This is a genomic window from Bradyrhizobium sp. CCGUVB23 (genome assembly GCF_024199885.1).
Lineage (GTDB): Bacteria > Pseudomonadota > Alphaproteobacteria > Rhizobiales > Xanthobacteraceae > Bradyrhizobium.
On the sequence record NZ_JANADQ010000001.1, the window covers coordinates 3,976,621 to 3,992,566 of the forward strand.

The 15,946-nt window shown below is 63.2% G+C and carries 12 protein-coding genes, 1 tRNA gene and 1 pseudogene; 13 read left to right on the top strand and 1 reads right to left on the bottom strand.

Translation table 11 applies throughout. The annotated features are described in order from the left end of the window. Positions 1-33: 33 nt before the first annotated feature. Positions 34-1,005 (bottom strand): complex I NDUFA9 subunit family protein, encoded by a 972-nt coding sequence (locus tag NLN62_RS18180; RefSeq protein WP_254109743.1) that lies wholly within the window; start codon positions 1,003-1,005, stop codon positions 34-36. Between the two features lie 138 nt (positions 1,006-1,143). On the opposite strand from NLN62_RS18180, the gene NLN62_RS18185 reads away from it, so the two are divergent. The 13 genes and pseudogenes from NLN62_RS18185 (at position 1,144) to hpf (ending at position 15,827) form a co-directional block, all read left to right on the top strand. Then, a tRNA-Leu gene (locus NLN62_RS18185) sits at positions 1,144-1,230 on the top strand. Between the two features lie 596 nt (positions 1,231-1,826). Beyond that, positions 1,827-3,212: pseudogene (locus NLN62_RS18190) on the top strand (GH1 family beta-glucosidase); the annotation flags it as partial. 8 nt (positions 3,213-3,220) lie between these two features. Beyond that, entirely contained in the window at positions 3,221-4,093 is an 873-nt protein-coding gene (locus NLN62_RS18195) for a bile acid:sodium symporter family protein (protein ID WP_027528263.1), read from the top strand. Positions 4,094-4,120: 27 nt separating this feature from the next. Then, on the top strand, positions 4,121-4,990 hold the full coding sequence (locus NLN62_RS18200) for an efflux RND transporter periplasmic adaptor subunit (protein WP_051390301.1): 870 nt from the start codon (positions 4,121-4,123) through the stop codon (positions 4,988-4,990). A gap of 377 nt (positions 4,991-5,367) precedes the next feature. Further along, complete coding sequence (locus NLN62_RS18205; RefSeq protein WP_027528264.1) at positions 5,368-6,696, top strand: UbiA family prenyltransferase; 1,329 nt, start codon at positions 5,368-5,370, stop codon at positions 6,694-6,696. Next, a complete protein-coding gene (locus tag NLN62_RS18210) occupies positions 6,696-8,435 on the top strand; it encodes a DUF6798 domain-containing protein (protein WP_254109744.1) in 1,740 nt (579 codons plus the stop codon). Before NLN62_RS18205 ends, NLN62_RS18210 begins: the two co-directional genes overlap by 1 nt. Before the next feature lie 19 nt (positions 8,436-8,454). Further along, positions 8,455-9,795 (top strand): hypothetical protein, encoded by a 1,341-nt coding sequence (locus NLN62_RS18215; RefSeq protein ID WP_027528265.1) that lies wholly within the window; start codon positions 8,455-8,457, stop codon positions 9,793-9,795. Between the two features lie 162 nt (positions 9,796-9,957). Further along, positions 9,958-10,572 (top strand): ribonuclease D, encoded by a 615-nt coding sequence (locus NLN62_RS18220; RefSeq protein ID WP_027528266.1) that lies wholly within the window; start codon positions 9,958-9,960, stop codon positions 10,570-10,572. Between the two features lie 139 nt (positions 10,573-10,711). After that, positions 10,712-11,449: an LPS export ABC transporter periplasmic protein LptC gene (gene lptC, locus NLN62_RS18225; protein WP_027528267.1), complete on the top strand. Its 738-nt coding sequence runs from the start codon at positions 10,712-10,714 to the stop codon at positions 11,447-11,449. Continuing rightward, positions 11,446-12,156 (top strand): LptA/OstA family protein, encoded by a 711-nt coding sequence (locus tag NLN62_RS18230; protein ID WP_027528268.1) that lies wholly within the window; start codon positions 11,446-11,448, stop codon positions 12,154-12,156. The genes lptC and NLN62_RS18230 overlap by 4 nt, the downstream gene beginning before the upstream one ends. A 212-nt stretch (positions 12,157-12,368) precedes the next feature. Continuing rightward, positions 12,369-13,355, top strand: coding sequence for an LPS export ABC transporter ATP-binding protein (gene lptB / locus NLN62_RS18235; RefSeq protein WP_027528269.1), 987 nt, complete (start codon positions 12,369-12,371; stop codon positions 13,353-13,355). Between the two features lie 91 nt (positions 13,356-13,446). Further along, positions 13,447-15,069 carry an RNA polymerase factor sigma-54 gene (gene rpoN / locus NLN62_RS18240; RefSeq protein ID WP_027528270.1) on the top strand — a complete coding sequence of 541 codons (1,623 nt, stop codon included), beginning with the start codon at positions 13,447-13,449 and terminating at the stop codon, positions 15,067-15,069. A 164-nt stretch (positions 15,070-15,233) separates the two neighbouring features. Further along, on the top strand, positions 15,234-15,827 hold the full coding sequence (gene hpf, locus NLN62_RS18245) for a ribosome hibernation-promoting factor, HPF/YfiA family (protein ID WP_027528271.1): 594 nt from the start codon (positions 15,234-15,236) through the stop codon (positions 15,825-15,827). The last annotated feature ends 119 nt before the right edge of the window (positions 15,828-15,946 follow it).

Genomic DNA, 15,946 nt, shown 5'->3' on the forward strand with positions numbered 1-15,946 from the left:
GGTGCGCTCCCTCGCCCCGCTTGCGGGGAGAGGTTAGGCTACGCCGTTCTTGCGCTGGAACTGCCCGGCGGGGCGGAAGCGCCAGAGATATTGCGGGGCGATCCCCTCCAGCGAATCCGGCGTGATGCCGAGGCCTTCCAGCGTCAGCCCGGCCGCCTTGGCGGCATCCGAGACGACATTGTCCTTCTCGAGCAGCGTGACCTGGTCCGGCGTCAGCTTGAATGCGCCCGGCGCGAATTGCAGGAAGCTGGCCTGGAAGCGGGCAAGCCCGAACGGCAGCGGCACCAGCATGCGCTTGCGATCGGTGATCGCGAGGATCGTCTCGATGATCCCGCGCATGGTCAGGACTTCGGGACCGCCGAGCTCGTAGGTCGCGCCCGCCTTGGCCTTGCCGTCGACGGCGTCCGCGATCGCGGTGGCGACGTCGCCGACATAGACCGGCTGCATCTTGGTCTCGCCGCCGATCAGCGGCAGAACCGGCGACATCCGCGCCAGCGCGGCAAAGCGGTTCGTGAACTGGTCCTCGGGGCCGAACACCACGGAGGGACGGAAAATCGTGGCCGAAGGCACCGCCGCCAGCACGGCCTGCTCGCCGGCCGCCTTGGCGCGGGCGTAGAGCGAGGCCGACTGCGCGTCGGCGCCGATCGCGGAGACATGCACCAGTCCGGCCCCGGCGGCAGCGGCGGCCTTGGCGGCGGTCTCGGCGCCCTTGGCCTGGACAGCGTCAAAAGTCTGCGCGCCGCTCTCGGCGAGGATGCCGACCAGATTGATCACGACATGCGAATCACGCAGCGCCGCCTCGACCGAGGCCGGGTAGCGCAGATTGGCCTGCACGGTATGGACCTGGCCGACCTTGCCCGAGGGCTGCAGGAAGTTGGCGAGCTCCGGCCGCCGGACCGCGACCCGGACCCGGTAGTCGCGCTTGCACAGCGCGCGGACGACGTTTCTGCCCAAAAACCCCGATCCGCCGAAAACCGTGACGAGGGTGTCGAGATTCGATGCCATGGGGTCCGTTCCTGCCGAAAGGCTGCGCCTGAGGCAGGCTTGTATCGGGCCGGTTTGCGATGCGCAATCGGCTCGCCACGTTGGATTTGACAAGCGCGTCATCGATCCGTAGTAACCGCCCCCGTGCCCAACAGGCATGCCCAGGTGGCGGAATTGGTAGACGCGCTGGCTTCAGGTGCCAGTGGCTTCACGGCCGTGAAGGTTCGAGTCCTTTCCTGGGCACCACCCCCAACCCAAGTGGTTGAAATCGTTCATTTGTAGGGGATCTGAGCCGCTGACCGGTATACAAAACCGGGACAGAGCGCGATGAACTATCGAATGGCCTTCCTCTCCAAGGATAACCGACTCCTCGTTCCTCGGTTTCCGGACGAGGACACACGCCGACGTCCTGAAGACGTTGGACAACAACCGGGATATGTTGACCTTCGAGCAGTGCATGAGCAGCTCGCCCCTGGTCGTGACCCCCAAGATCGGTAGGGAAGTTAAGTTCTCCCGGGGCAGGAAAAGCCTCGTGGAATTCGATATGAGGGACAACGGGGGCCAATTGATAGCATTGGCCAAGAAGCTCCGTCGCAAGACGCCGAAGGGGGGCAGGCGGTCACTGCGGGCGATTGCGTTGGGCTGCACCGAGCGCGCTACGTGAGCGAAACTGGAAAGCCGTTCGCGCCCACGGCCGCCGCTCGAGTGCTTGGCGAGCTGTGACTGTCGTGTTGATCCAGATCAAACGGAAAGACTCGGCTCAATAGGAGAATTTTGAGGTCGGATAGCCGGGAGCCGGAGGTCCGTACATGAACGCAATAGCAACCAAATCGCCCGCTCCCGTAGGCCGCCGTTTTCCTGACGGGTTTTACTGGGGCGTCGGCACTTCGTCATACCAGATCGAGGGAGCATGGAACGAGGACGGCAAGGGCGTGTCGATCTGGGATACGTTCGCGCACACGCCCGGCAACATCAAGAACGACGACAACGGCGACGTCGCGAATGACCACTACCACCGGTACAAGGAAGACGTTGCGCTGATAAGGTCGATCGGCGCCAAGGCTTACCGATTTTCAATCGCCTGGCCCCGGATATTCCCTGAAGGCACTGGCCAGCCTAACCAGAAGGGACTCGACTTCTACCACCGCCTCGTCGACGAGATGCTCCGCGCCGGCATAGAACCGTTCGCCACCCTTTACCACTGGGACCTGCCGCAAACGTTGCAAGACAAATACGGTGGCTGGCGGTCCAAAGACACGGCGAAGGTATTTGCCGACTACGCCGGCTACATGGCCGAGCAACTCGGCGACCGCGTGAAGCACTACTTCACGATCAACGAGTTTCGTTCTTTCGTCGAGGGCGGCTACCAGGTTATCGACGTCGATGTTGGCGGCGGAAAGAAGGTCCGCCTCGGCGGTGCGCCTGGGCTCTCTCTCTCCGATTCCGAACTGAAGCAGGTCCGGCATCACGCCGTGCTCGGCCACGGCCTTGCTGTTCAGGCAATCCGGGCCCGCGGGCCGGTCGGCACGAAGGTCGGCTTCGCGGAGAACATCAGCGTCGCGGTCCCGCTTATCGATGCACCCGAGTACGTCAAGGCCGCGGAGACGGCCACGCGCGACCGCAACGCCGGCTTCATGACGGTCATGCTCGAAGGGCGGTACACCGAGGCGTACTTGGCCGAGGCCGGCGGCAGCACTCCCAAGTTTACGGAGGAGGAGCTGAAGACGATTGCCTCGCCGCTCGACTTCGTCGGCATCAATGTCTACAAGCCCCGTTGGTACGTAGAGCCGTCCGACGAGCCGCCGGGTTACCGGGAAATCCCGCTCAACGCCTCCCATCCAAAAATGCAATCGTCGTGGCACGTCCTCGACCCGGAGGTCATGTACTGGGCGCCACACCACATGCAGAAGATCTGGGGCGCGCGATCCATTTTCATCACCGAGAACGGCTGCGCCGCATCGGACGTCGTTGCCGAAGACGGCAGGGTGTACGACTCCGACCGCGTGATGTTCCTGCGCGCCTGCCTCGGCCAACTCCAGCGAGCGACGTCGGAAGGCGTGCCGGTGGACGGGTACTTCCTCTGGAGCGCGCAGGACAATTTCGAGTGGATTGACGGCTACGGCAACCGGTTCGGACTGATCTACGTCGACTTCGATACCTTGAAGCGCATCCCGAAGCTGAGCGCCGAATGGTTCCGGGAGGCGGCGCGGCAGAACGCGGTGGTGTAGGAAGAGGCATGAGCGTGTTAGCGCTCATAGGCTTCGCGTTGACGGCCAGTATCTTTCTAGCGGTGCTGGCAGTGGGCATGCGTGTCGCGCCCGCGGATTTGCGATATCTCTTCAGCAGACCTTCGCTTCTTTTGCGGTCCTTGGTCGCCATGAACCTGCTGGCGCCAATCATTGCCGTGCTCGTCTGCAAGATGTTCTCGCTGCACCCCGCGGTGACCGTCGCGCTCGTTACGCTCGCGGTCGCGCCAGTGGGATCTCTGTTCTCGCAGGGCATGCTCCCACTCGTCGCGCCCGGAAATGCCGCCTACGCGCGAGGGCTGTTCTTCGCAAGCATCGTGCTGTCGGTGGTCCTTACACCGCTTACCGTCGAGTTGATGCAGGTGCTCTTAGGCGGGGACCTGCATGTCAATCCGTTGTCGGTCGCGCAAGTGGTCATCAGTTCTGTGCTGCTGCCGCTCGGCATCGGCCTTGCAATCGGGCAGTGGTGGCCGGCGGCGACGCGGTGGAACTCCGCGCTCCAGACGGTAAGCACTGCTGTGCTTGCGATCTGCAACGTCGTGCTCCTGATTTTCGTTTGGTCGCGCCTGGGATTGGTCATCCAGGAAGGCACATTGACGGCAATCGCCATCATGACGCTGGGTGGACTCGCCGTCGGCCATTTTCTCGGTGGCCCCGGTGAGGACGACCGCACCGTGCTCGCGTTTGCGACGGTCTCGCGTCACCCCGGCGTTGCCATCGTCGTCGCCGGTCTCATGGATCAACCGCTGGCGCCGATCGGCGTTCTACTCGCCGTCATCGTGAGCGAGATCGTCGTCGTTCCCTACCAACTGTGGCGCAAACGGCTGCGTACCACCGGGTCCGCGACCCCCGGCGCACGTTGAATACGAGTGACTGCACAGGAGGCTGCAATGACCGCAATTGAGATCGACCGCTTGAGATCGCTCCGTCTGCGGAGCATCCCGACATTCGCCGTGGCTTGCCTGATGATCCAGGCGGCCGTCGCGCAGCAACCGGACGCGCCTGACGTCCTTGAGTACAAGGGAACGGTGGCCGCCGCGCGCGAAGCGGAAGTGGCGCCCCGAATCGATGGACTTCTGCTCAAGATCAACTTCACCGCGGGACAACCGGTCAAGAAAGGCGATCTTCTGTTCGAGTTCGCGTCAAAGGACAAAGAACTATCGGTCGCGGTTGCCGAGGCGAGCCTGAAAGAGGCCGAGGCGCAATTGCGCCTTGTCGAGGTAAAGCTGAAGAACGCGCAGACCCTCCGGACCCGCAACGTTAACTCCCAAATGCAGTTGCTGGAAGTGGAAGCACAGCGGGATCTCGCGGCGGCCAAGGCCGACCAAGCGCGCGCCAACCTGCAGCTTGCCGAACTGGTCTTGCAGCAAACGAAGCTTTACGCGCCAATCTCTGGGATCATCAGTCGTCCCTTGGTCAAGGAAGGCACGTATATCACCAAGGAAGCGCGCGATCAGAGTCGTCTCGCCACCATCGTCCAATTGGATCCGATCCGTGTGGTCGGCCAGGCGCCTGCCGCCATGTATTTTCAGCGCGGCGAAACGGTCCCGAGTATCGAGCAGATTGCCGAGCGGCGTGAGTTCAGCATCGTCCTGCCAAACAGCGACAAGTATCCGCACAGGGGACGTCTCGTCGCGGGGAGCTACGAGTTTGACGTTGCAACGCAGACGACCGAGATAGCTGTGGAGTTTCCGAATCCGGACTATCTGTTGAGGCCCGGCCTCAACGTAACCCTTCAGTCATCAATCCGGGCGAAGTAGAAGTAAAAGTAAGAGGGTTGTTTCCTGCGCGTCTGTTCGGTACACAATTCCGGTACACAACTTTGGCCGGTCGGCTCGAAAACCCAGCAAAATTCAAGGGTTCCGGACAGTGGCGATCCAGTCCTTTCCTGGGCACCATTTTTCTCGGTAGCTCCCTGATGTGACGGCCGAATCGGGGCCTTGGCGTTGCCATTGGTCCGAATGGGCTACCCGGCGCCAAACCATTTCGGCCGGTTCCTGATCCCCGAAATCCCGCCCCACCTTCTCCAGTCCGATTAAGCCGTCCTTAGCGTTTGGAAATTACGGTTTTGGCCGTCCATTTCCCTGCTCCCCGGCCGCTGGCCGGTCATGCCAGCCAGTTAAGAGCGCGTATTCGAATGGAGCAGCCCCAATGGCAGCACGATCTCCTTGAACTGGAGCCGCAGCCGGTCCCGACGGCCGCTCCGCGTGCGCTGGTCCTTGAGCTCGAAGGCGCGCTGCTGCGCTCGGATCTGTTGCTGGAGGCGCTGCTTTGCGAGCCCGGACACATGCTCGGCCGCCTGCGCGCCGCCGGGAGCTGGCGCAAGGACAAGCTCCTGCACCTCGTCGAGGGCGCCAGGCTCGACTATGCCAGCCTTCCCTATGAGCAGGACGTCCTGAACCTGGCGCTCGCAGCGCGCGCGCAGGGCCGCAAGGTCTATGTGACCGCCTCCCGGCTGCGCCACCATGCCGAGGGCATCGCCGCGCATCTCGGTTTCGACGGCGTGGTCGCGACCGCTGATCTCGACGACTTCGACTATGTCGGCCATCGTGATGCCCCGGGTGCCGATCGCAAGGCCGGCCTGAAGACTTCGGTCGGCCTGAAGGTTTGGGTGAACGCGCTCCGCGTCTATCAATACGCCAAGAATACGCTGGTCTTCGTTCCCCTGGTGACGGCGCATCAGATGAGCCTGTCGGCGCTCGGCGCGGCGCTCCTGGCCTTCCTGGCGTTCTCGGCCTGCGCGTCCGGCGCCTATCTGATGAACGATCTGTTGGATCTCGCCGCCGACCGCCAGCATCCGACCAAGCGCCATCGCGCACTTGCGGCCGGTGATCTGCCGATCGCATCCGCGCTGCTCGCGATTCCCGTGCTGTGGCTTGGCGCGTTCGCCGCCAGCCTCTGCATCTCCGGCGTCTTCACCGCCGTGCTTGCCGCCTATCTCGCGACCACGATCGCCTATTCGCTTCTGCTGAAGCGCAAGATGCTGCTCGACGTCGTCACGCTCGCCGGCCTCTATACGCTGCGCATCGTCGGTGGCGCTGCCGGTATCGGCGTGGTGCTGTCCGAATGGCTGTTGATGTTCTCGCTGTTCGTGTTCACCTCGCTGGCGCTGATCAAGCGCTTCAGCGAGCTGACATTGCGGCAGGGTGCCGGCCTTTCCGATCCCGCCAACCGCGACTACAGGATCGGCGATCTCCAGGTCATCGCGGCAATGGCCGCGGCGAGCGGCATGAATGCGGTGATCGTGTTCTCGCTCTACGTCTCGTCCTCGGCGGTGATGACGCTCTACAGCCGGCCCTGGATGCTGTGGCTGCTCAATCCGCTTTTGCTCTACTGGTTCGGCCGCGCGCTGATGATGGCGCATCGCCGCGAGATGCCGGACGACCCGATCCTCTACACCTTCAGAGACAACGCCAGCCGGATCACGGTGATGGCGATGATCTGCATCATGCTGGCAGCGATCTGATGACCGAAACAAGTCTGAATATGCCAATCGACCGGGAGGGCGCCGCGAGCGTTTCCGCTCCCCTCATCGAGACGCTGACGATTGCGCTGGCCGGCTCGCTATTGTCGATCCTGACGAGTGGATTCGTCTTCGGTGTCGACAACAACATCTTCCACCTTCCGATCGTTGCCGGCCTCTTCAATGAGCCGCAGTATCAGGACGACGCGTTCATCCAGTCGATGCGCTACTTTGCATCCGGCGTCTGGATCGTCTTGAGCGACAGCCAGAAATATTTTGACCACACCGAGCTGGTTTTCTTCGTCCTGAATTTTCTGTCGAGGCTGTTCTCTGTCCTCGGCTTCCTGTGCTGCGCGTCGCTCCTCGGCATCACCGATCGGCGCGACAGGATTGTGTTCACCTTGCTCGTCTGCTCGATACCGCTGCTTTTGGGCTATAGCCCTGCCGGTACCGGCGGCCTGTTCATCAACTATTTCACGCACTCGGAAATCGCGAACGGCACCATTCTCTTAGGCGTCTATTTCGCGGCCCGGGGGCGCTTCACGGCGGCGACCGTCGCCCTCGGCGTTACGTTCTTCGTCAATGCGTTCATGGCGATCTGGCTCGCGCCGCTGCTGGCGTTCATCGGCATCTACCTTCTGATCAAGAAGGAGACGACCATCGCTGCGGTCTGTTCGCGGACCGCGATCGGCCTCGTGATCTCCGCGCCGATCATGTTTCCGGTGCTGCACGCGATCCTGTCCAATCCCGAGCTAGGCAAGTCGCTTGGCGTGGACTATGCCGCCTATCTCCGCGAATATTTTGCCGGCCACTCCCTGATCGATTCGATCTCGATGTCCGGCATCCTCCAGATAGCGGAGATCGCGGCCCTCGGTGCAATCGCGCTTTACTGGTTCGGGCCGACGGGCCGGGAGCTGCAGGTCGCCTATCTCGGGGCGATCCTCCTCTATCTGCTCGGCGTCGTCCTGCCATCCCTGAGCACGTCACCTTTCCTCCTCAACATTCAGCTGCTTCGCTCGGGTACGATCATTCATCTGTTGGCGGGCCTCGCCATTGCCGCGCTCGCCACGTGCTGGTTGCGTCGTGACAGTTCTGCCCTATTCCTGCCCGGCTGCGCGATCGTGCTGGCGCTCTATCTGGGCGATGTCGCATTCCTGATTGCCATTCCAATCATCCTGGCAGCCCGGCATATTCGCGAAGCGACGGAAACCGTGCCTGCCTATCGTCGCAGGGTCGGGTACGCGTTGCTGGCCATGGCCGGATGCGTGCTGTTTCCGCTGGGCGCCTGGAACTATTTCGTGTTCGATCGGGCCTATTCCGAGGGGGCGCAGGAATGGGCGGATGTAGGCAATTGGGCGCGCATGTCGACGCCGACAAGCGCGACTTTCATCGTGCCGCCGAGACCCGACCTTGACGCAAAACCGACGCCGTCGATAGCGGACATTGCCCTGTCGCGGCAGGGCAACTTCGAATTCGTCTCGCACCGCCGGGTCTGGGTCGACTACAAGCGCGGTGCGGCGGCGATGTGGACGCCGTCCTACTACGCGGTCTGGCACCAGCGCATGACCGAGACGGCCGGACTCGGAGATCACGCATCAAAGCTCGCCTATGCCGCGCGCGAGGGCATCGGCTATGTCGTCGAGAAGTGCGACGCGGTGTCGTCGCAGGACAGCAGCAGCGTGCTGTTCCGCACCGCCCATCTCTGCGTGTCCGCCGCGAAACGCCAGGCCGCAGGGCTCTGAAGGCGCCGGGGCGCTCCACATGGCCAACGGCAACGTAAAGCGGCCGAACGTGATGGAGACGCCGGTCGGGAAAGCTGGGCTCGCCTTGTCGTATCCCGCTGGCGGCATCGGCCAACTGCCGAACGCCTGGTTGATGCTTTTTGCTGCGCTCCTCGCCATCCCGGTCCTTGCAAGCTTCGTCGTCGACGGCAACTCGAGCGGGCAACTCGGGTGGGACCTTCACGTGAACTGCGCGGGGGTCGATGCCTATGTTGCGGGGCTTGACCCCTACTTCATCGGCAATTTGAAGAACACCACGTTCGCATACCCCTATCTGCCGGTGACATTGGATGTCTTCCGGCCCCTGTGCTCCACGGGACTGCTCGTTGATCATCACAGCGCCGTCTATCTCGTCCTCGGCATTCTCTGCGGACTGCTGTTGCCCAGTCTTGGCGCGCCCCGTGCGGGCCTGCGCGATACATGTCTCAGAGTGCTTTGTGCCCTCGGAGCGTTCGTCGGCTTCGAATGGACACTGGCGTCCGGGAATTTTTCGATTCTGACCGGCTTGCTGACGGCGGTTGCGCTGGCGCTCTTGCTCAGTCCGCTTGAAGAGGAAGACAACACGAGCTTCATGCTGCGCTTGACCGGTGCCTCCGTGCTCGGCCTGGTGACATCATTCAAGCTGGTCTTCTGTCCCGTCCTTGCTTCACTCTACTTCCTGCCGCAGCCGCGCTTTCGCAAACTCATCCTGATCGCCGTCGCAGTCGGCATGTTCGTTTTGCCGATCCTGATCTCGATGGTGTTTTACGCCGACCTCTTCCCAAGCTGGCTCCGCGCCATCTCCGGTCAAATTCCCGGGCAGCTTGGCGTCGCCCAGGACAGGATGAATCCCTCGCTCTTCATTCTCGTCCAGGGCCTGGCAAAACGTTGGGATCTGGCGGGCAGCGAAGCGCTCGTGTTCGCCCTCTATGGGCTTGCGGCGATCGCGCTCGTGCTGGCGCCATTCGCCTTGTCCGTATCGCGCGCCATCGCCGGTCGGGTCTCGCCCGAGACCGGATGGCTTGCGAACAGGTTGGATCGATGGCTGATCGATCATCCCCGCGACGCCGCGCGCATCACGGTTCTGGCGATGTATGCACTCTATCTCTGTTCGCCGCGGCTCAAGGAATATGCCTTCTTTGAATTGGCGATCTATGCCGCCGTTCTCATCGTCGATCTTCCGGCCACGGCGATAGTGGCCGTTCTGACCGTCGCAATCCTCATTCCGACCCTGGTCTCGATCTCCGGCGGCGCCATCGAAGGCGGCTTCCTTCAGCTTTTCGCAGCGCTGCTGTGCTTCTGGGTCTTCCTGGCTGATTTTGGCAAGTATCAGCGTCCCTGAGGTCGGCTTGCGCGGATATCTGCCAGCGGATACACCGCCGAAGCGGGGACGAAGGGCTAGCCCAGACTTTTCGGATTTCGCTCGCGCGCCCGACCCTCGCCAGTTCCCGTTCCGCCCATTAGCCTGCAAGGCTGCATCGATTCGACTGAGGTTTGAAACGCCATGACCGTACGCCTGCATCGCGGCGATCTGCCGGACCTGTCCCGCTACACCGGGTCGGTCGCGATCGACACCGAGACCATGGGCCTGAACCCGCATCGCGACCGGCTCTGCGTCGTGCAACTCTCGCCGGGCGACGGCAGCGCCGACGTGGTTCAGATCCCCAAAGGGCATACTGACGCGCCGAACCTGAAGGCGCTGCTCGCCAATCCCTCGATCACGAAGATCTTCCATTTCGCGCGGTTCGACATCGCCGTGCTGTATGAGGCCTTCGGTGTGATGACGACGCCGCTCTACTGCACCAAGATCGCCTCGCGCCTGACCCGCACCTACACCGATCGCCACGGCCTCAAGGACCTCGTCCGCGAGGTGCTCAATGTCGATCTCTCCAAGCAGCAGCAATCGAGCGATTGGGGCGCAGACAGCCTCAGCGAGCCGCAGCTCGCCTACGCCGCCTCCGACGTGCTGCACCTGCACAGCTTGCGCGAACGGCTGGATGCCATGCTGGTGCGGGAGGGCCGCACCGCGCTGGCCCAGGCCTGTTTCGACTTCCTGCCGACGCGGGCGAAGCTCGATTTGCAGGGCTGGGAGGCCGAGGACATTTTTGCGCACTCTTAAGGAGATCCTGCCGGCCGGGAGGGTGCCTCGGGGCGCCCCGGCCGCCCCGTTTCGGACACAGTCGTAACGGCCTGTCGCGGGCTGCATATTCCGGCGGCGCCGGGTACAATCGGGCGTCAACGGGCGCCCCGGAGCAGCAGTGAGTTCGGTCCAGACCCCAGCCTATGATGCCTTGGAGGCGCGCTTCGCGGCAGCGGCGCGCCACAGCCGGCTGGTCCACATTCTGCGCATCGCCGTGCCGGTGACCGTCGTCATGGCGATGGCCATGATCATCTTCGTCTCGGCCTTCAACAAGTTCCGGACCACCAAGGAAGTGGCTTTCGATCCCGGAAACCTGGTGGTCTCCGGCACCAAGATCACGATGGAAACGCCGCACCTGTCGGGCTACACGCCCGACCAGCGGCCCTATGAGCTCTGGGCCAAGACCGCGACCCAGGACATCAGGGATGCCGATCATGTCGATTTGCACAAGCTCAGGGCCAAGCTCCTGATGCAGGATCAATCGACCGTGTTCCTCGATGCCCTCAACGGAACCTTCGACAACAAGCAGCAGCAGCTCGATCTGCGCAAGGATATCTTCCTGCGGACGTCGTCGGGCTATGAGGCCCGTCTCAGCCAGGCCTTCGTCGACATGGCCAACAACACGGTCACCTCGGATGAGCATGTCGACGTCAAGCTGACCAACGGCACCCTGACCTCCGACCGCCTGAAGATCATGGAGGGCGGCGAGGTGATCCGCTTCGAAGGCCACGTCGTGATGTATCTGGACAAGCTAGGCAATGACGAGCCGGCGGCCGCGCCACCAGCACCTGCCGAGCCCGCGCGACCACCCGCGAAAACGCGCTCGCTCCAAAACAAGTCTGCGACCTCGAGATGATCTCCATGACGAAGCACCTTTTGCGCAACGGTTTTTCGAAGAGCGTTGCGTTCAGCGCCGGCGCGCTCACGCTTGGTGCGGCACTTGTCGCAGCAGTGCATGCGCAGAGCACCATGCAGGGCGTGCCCAACGCCATGCAGGGGTTTTCGCAGAACCGCGATCAGCCGATCCAGATCGAGGCCGCCTCGCTCGAAATGCGCGACAAGAAGAAGGAAGCGACCTTCGCCGGCAACGTGAAGGTCGTGCAGGGCGACACCACCATGACGTCGAAGACGCTGGTCGTGTTCTACGAATCCGGCGGCGACAAGCCCGCGGCACCGCAGCCGGCGGCGAAAAACGCCAAGGCGGCGGCACCGATGCAATCGGCAACGCCAGGGCCGAACGGCAGCTCCTCGATCAAGCGGCTGGAAGCGCGCGGCAATGTCGTGGTGACCCAGAAGGACCAAGTGGTGACCGGCGAGACCGCGGTGTTCGACACCAAGACCAATCTCATCACCATGCTCGGCGGCGTGGTCCTGACCCAGTGCAAGAACGTGCTGCGCGGCGACCGCCTGATGGTCGACATGACCACCGGGGTGTCGCGTGTGGAATCCGACAGCGGCAAGGTCCAGGCCCTGCTCCCGCAAGGCGGCGGCGGCGATTGCGGCTCCTCCAAGCCCGGCGCCGGCCCGCCTTTGGCGCTGCCGGGCGCAGCTAAACAGAAGTAAATTCAACAACTTGTGTACGGTGCTGTCGGAGCGAGGTTGAAGCCCGCCCGACAAGACTGTATCTACCCCAGCGGGCTCGGCAGCGGGATCCGCCGATAAGGGATCGAGGGTGTTTCTCTGGGCAGGAGGCATCCTTTCACTCATGCTGTGCCGGCGAATCGCGCCGGGGCGGCAGATCGCGGGATCACCGTGAAAGGCTTGAGACAGCGGGGATGGTCGATTTATTCAGCATGTTCCGTCGGCGCCCCGCCAAACGTGGCCGGCCAGGATTTGCGCGCCTGCGCGACGACATCACCGCGCTCGGTGACAGCGTCGGCAGCCTTCTGACCAGCCCGGTGCGGGACGCGCCGCCGATCGCGCGCGAGCAGCCGATACCGGCGCAGGAACCGCCGCGGCCTCGTCCCCAACCCGCCGCCAGGCCGGCCCAGACCGCCACCAAGACCAACGGTTCGGGCGGTCCGCAGCTCTTGCGCCGGCCCGGCCTCCTGGCTGTGCATAGCGTGGAAAAGAGCTTTGGCAGCCGCCAGGTGGTGCGCGGCGTCAGCATCTATGTGCGCCGCGGCGAGGCCGTCGGCCTGCTCGGGCCGAACGGCGCCGGCAAGACCACCGTGTTCTACATGATCACCGGGCTGATCAAGGCCGATCGCGGCGCGATCGAACTCGACGGCCATGACGTGACGAAGCTGCCGATGTATCAGCGCGCGCGGCTCGGCATCGGCTACCTGCCGCAGGAGGCCTCGATCTTCCGCGGCCTCACCGTCGAGCAGAACATCCGCGCCGTGCTCGAAGTAGTGGAACCCTCGCGCAAGAAGCGCGAGCAGCAGCTCGACTCGCTGCTCGACGAGTTCAACATCACGCGCTTGCGAAAATCGCCGTCGATTGCGCTGTCCGGCGGCGAGCGCCGCCGCGTCGAGATCGCGCGTGCGCTCGCGACCCGTCCCAACTACATGCTGCTCGACGAGCCCTTCGCCGGCATCGATCCGATCGCGGTCGGCGACATCCAGGACCTGGTGCGCCACCTCACCAACCGCGGCATCGGCGTCTTGATCACCGACCATAACGTGCGCGAGACGCTCGGCCTCACCGATCGCGCCTATATCGTCTATGCCGGTGAAATCTTGACCGAGGGTAGCCCGGATGAGATCGTCAACGACCCGGACGTCCGCCGTCTTTACCTTGGCGAGGAGTTCCGCCTCTAGCCCGTTTTTCGCTTTCGTCAAGACGTGTACATCGGGCTCAGACTAGGATAAGCAAAAATCGGACCAAATTTTTGGGAACGGTTCTTGCTTCATGGCGCTGACGCAGAGATTAGAGTTCAGGCAGTCGCAGTCGCTGGTGATGACGCCGCAGTTGATGCAGGCGATCAAGCTGCTGCAACTGTCCAATCTCGATCTTACGACCTTCGTGGAGGAGGAACTCGAGCGCAATCCGCTGCTCGAGCGGGCGAGCGACGAGCAGCCCCCGGGCGATGCCCCGACGGAAACGGCCCAATTCAGCGATAGCGACGATTCCGGCGGCAGCCATGGCGACGAGCCGGGCGGCGGTTCAGGCGAAGCCTTCGAGCCGGGTCAGGAAGAGTGGCTGAGCAAGGATCTCGGCACCCGCGCCGAGATCGAGCAGACGCTGGATACCGGGCTGGACAACGTCTTCTCGGAAGAGCCGGCGGAAGCCGCGGCGCGCAATGCGCAGGATGCGGCGCCGAGCGTCTATACCGAATGGGGCGGCGGCGCCTCCGGTGACGAGGACTACAATCTCGAAGCTTTTGTCGCGGCAGAGACGACGCTGTCCGACCACCTCGCCGAGCAGCTCTCGGTCGCGTTCACCGCGCCGGCGCAGCGCATGATCGGGCAGTATCTCATCGACCTCGTCGATGAGGCCGGCTATCTGCCGCCGGATCTCGGCCAGGCCGCCGAGCGGCTTGGTGCATCGCAGCAGGATGTCGCGGACGTTCTTGCGGTGCTGCAAAAATTCGATCCGCCCGGCGTCTGCGCGCGCAATTTGAGCGAATGCCTGGCGATCCAGCTTCGGGAGCTCGATCGTTACGACCCGGCGATGCAGGCGCTGGTCGAGAATCTCGATCTCCTGGCCAAGCGCGACATCGCTTCCTTGCGCAAGGTCTGCGGCGTCGACGACGAGGATATCGCCGACATGATCGGTGAGATCCGCCGCCTCGATCCCAAGCCCGGCATGAAGTTCGGCTCCTCGCGCCTCCAGACCATGGTGCCGGACGTCTATGTCCGTCCGGGTCCCGACGGCGGCTGGCATGTCGAGCTCAACAGCGACACTCTGCCGCGCGTGCTCGTGAACCAGACCTATTACTCCGAGCTGTCGAAGAAAATCGGCAAGGATGGCGACAAGTCCTATTTCACCGATGCCTTGCAGAACGCGACCTGGCTGGTGCGCGCGCTCGATCAGCGCGCCCGCACCATCCTGAAGGTCGCAACCGAGATCGTGCGCCAGCAGGACGGCTTCTTCACCCATGGTGTCGCGCACTTGAGGCCGCTCAACCTGAAAGCGGTTGCTGACGCCATCCAGATGCATGAATCCACGGTGTCGCGCGTCACCGCCAACAAATACATGGCGACAAATCGCGGCACCTTTGAACTGAAGTATTTCTTCACAGCGTCGATCGCGTCGGCCGATGGCGGCGAGGCGCATTCCGCCGAAGCCGTCCGCCACCACATCAAGCAGCTGATCGATTCGGAGGAGCCGTCCGCAATCCTGTCGGACGACACGATCGTGGAACGGTTGCGTGCGTCCGGCATTGATATCGCCCGGCGCACGGTTGCGAAGTACCGCGAAGCCATGCGCATTCCCTCTTCGGTACAACGCCGTCGCGACAAGCAGAGCGCTCTTGGGAACGTCCTCTCTACCGCACTGTCCGATCGCTCCCGCAACACCGAGCCGGCCTGATTGCGCGCGCCTCAAATCGCGCTACTCTCAAGCTCCCTTGAGATCGGCCCAGGCTCGAGCATGATCCGGCAAAGTGCGAAGCGGTTTTCCGAAAAGATCATGCTCAAACAACAGCCTAACGCGCGATGTCATCGCGCTTTGGCACCAACCAGGCGAGGCATCATATGACTCTCCGGATTTCGGGCAAAAGCATCAGCGTCGGCGAAGCCCTCCGCGGCCGCGTCACCGAGCGCACAGACGAGGTCTTGCGCAAATATTTTGACGGCAATTATTCCGGCCACATTACGCTGAGCAAGGACGGGTTCGGCTTCCGCACCGATTGCGCGCTGCACCTCGATTCGGGGATCACGCTGGAAGCCGATTCGAACGCGTCGGATGCCTATGCCAGCGCCGACCAGGCGCTGCTGATGATCGAGAAGCGGCTCAAGCGCTACAAGAGCAGGCTGAAGGACCGGTCGGCCCGCAAGACCGCCGCTGCCTCCGCGGCGCTGGCCGCGCTGGACGCCACGGCTTACGTCCTGGAGGCCCCGGGCGAGGGCGAGGACGAAGTCACCGGCTACAGCCCTGTCATCATCGCGGAATCGACCACCTCCTTGAGGCAGCTCTCGGTCAGCGAAGCGGTCATGGAACTCGACCTCAGCGGCGCCCATTGCCTGGTATTTCAGCATGGCTCGAGCGGCCGGGTGAACATCATTTACCGCCGGGCGGATGGCAATGTCGGCTGGATCGACCCTCCTGGGTCCAATTCCGGGAGTTAGCCCAGCCTGCCATCGAAGGTTCTGGGACCTTCCCCGTATGACTCCTGTCTTTAAGGATGAGCACGGTAAAAGGCGCTTGCGGGAGTTGGCACCGGGATTGCGTTGGAGTAGAAGCGCCC

Bases quoted from the DNA above. Each gene is read 5' to 3' on its own strand.
- NLN62_RS18180 (WP_254109743.1), bottom strand. From the start codon at position 1,005: ATGGCATCGAATCTCGACACCCTCGTCACGGTTTTCGGCGGATCGGGG.
- NLN62_RS18195 (WP_027528263.1), top strand. From the start codon at position 3,221: ATGAGCGTGTTAGCGCTCATAGGCTTCGCGTTGACGGCCAGTATCTTT.
- NLN62_RS18200 (WP_051390301.1), top strand. From the start codon at position 4,121: ATGACCGCAATTGAGATCGACCGCTTGAGATCGCTCCGTCTGCGGAGC.
- NLN62_RS18205 (WP_027528264.1), top strand. From the start codon at position 5,368: ATGGAGCAGCCCCAATGGCAGCACGATCTCCTTGAACTGGAGCCGCAG.
- NLN62_RS18210 (WP_254109744.1), top strand. From the start codon at position 6,696: ATGACCGAAACAAGTCTGAATATGCCAATCGACCGGGAGGGCGCCGCG.
- NLN62_RS18215 (WP_027528265.1), top strand. From the start codon at position 8,455: ATGGCCAACGGCAACGTAAAGCGGCCGAACGTGATGGAGACGCCGGTC.
- NLN62_RS18220 (WP_027528266.1), top strand. From the start codon at position 9,958: ATGACCGTACGCCTGCATCGCGGCGATCTGCCGGACCTGTCCCGCTAC.
- NLN62_RS18230 (WP_027528268.1), top strand. From the start codon at position 11,446: ATGATCTCCATGACGAAGCACCTTTTGCGCAACGGTTTTTCGAAGAGC.
- lptB (WP_027528269.1), top strand. From the start codon at position 12,369: ATGGTCGATTTATTCAGCATGTTCCGTCGGCGCCCCGCCAAACGTGGC.
- rpoN (WP_027528270.1), top strand. From the start codon at position 13,447: ATGGCGCTGACGCAGAGATTAGAGTTCAGGCAGTCGCAGTCGCTGGTG.
- hpf (WP_027528271.1), top strand. From the start codon at position 15,234: ATGACTCTCCGGATTTCGGGCAAAAGCATCAGCGTCGGCGAAGCCCTC.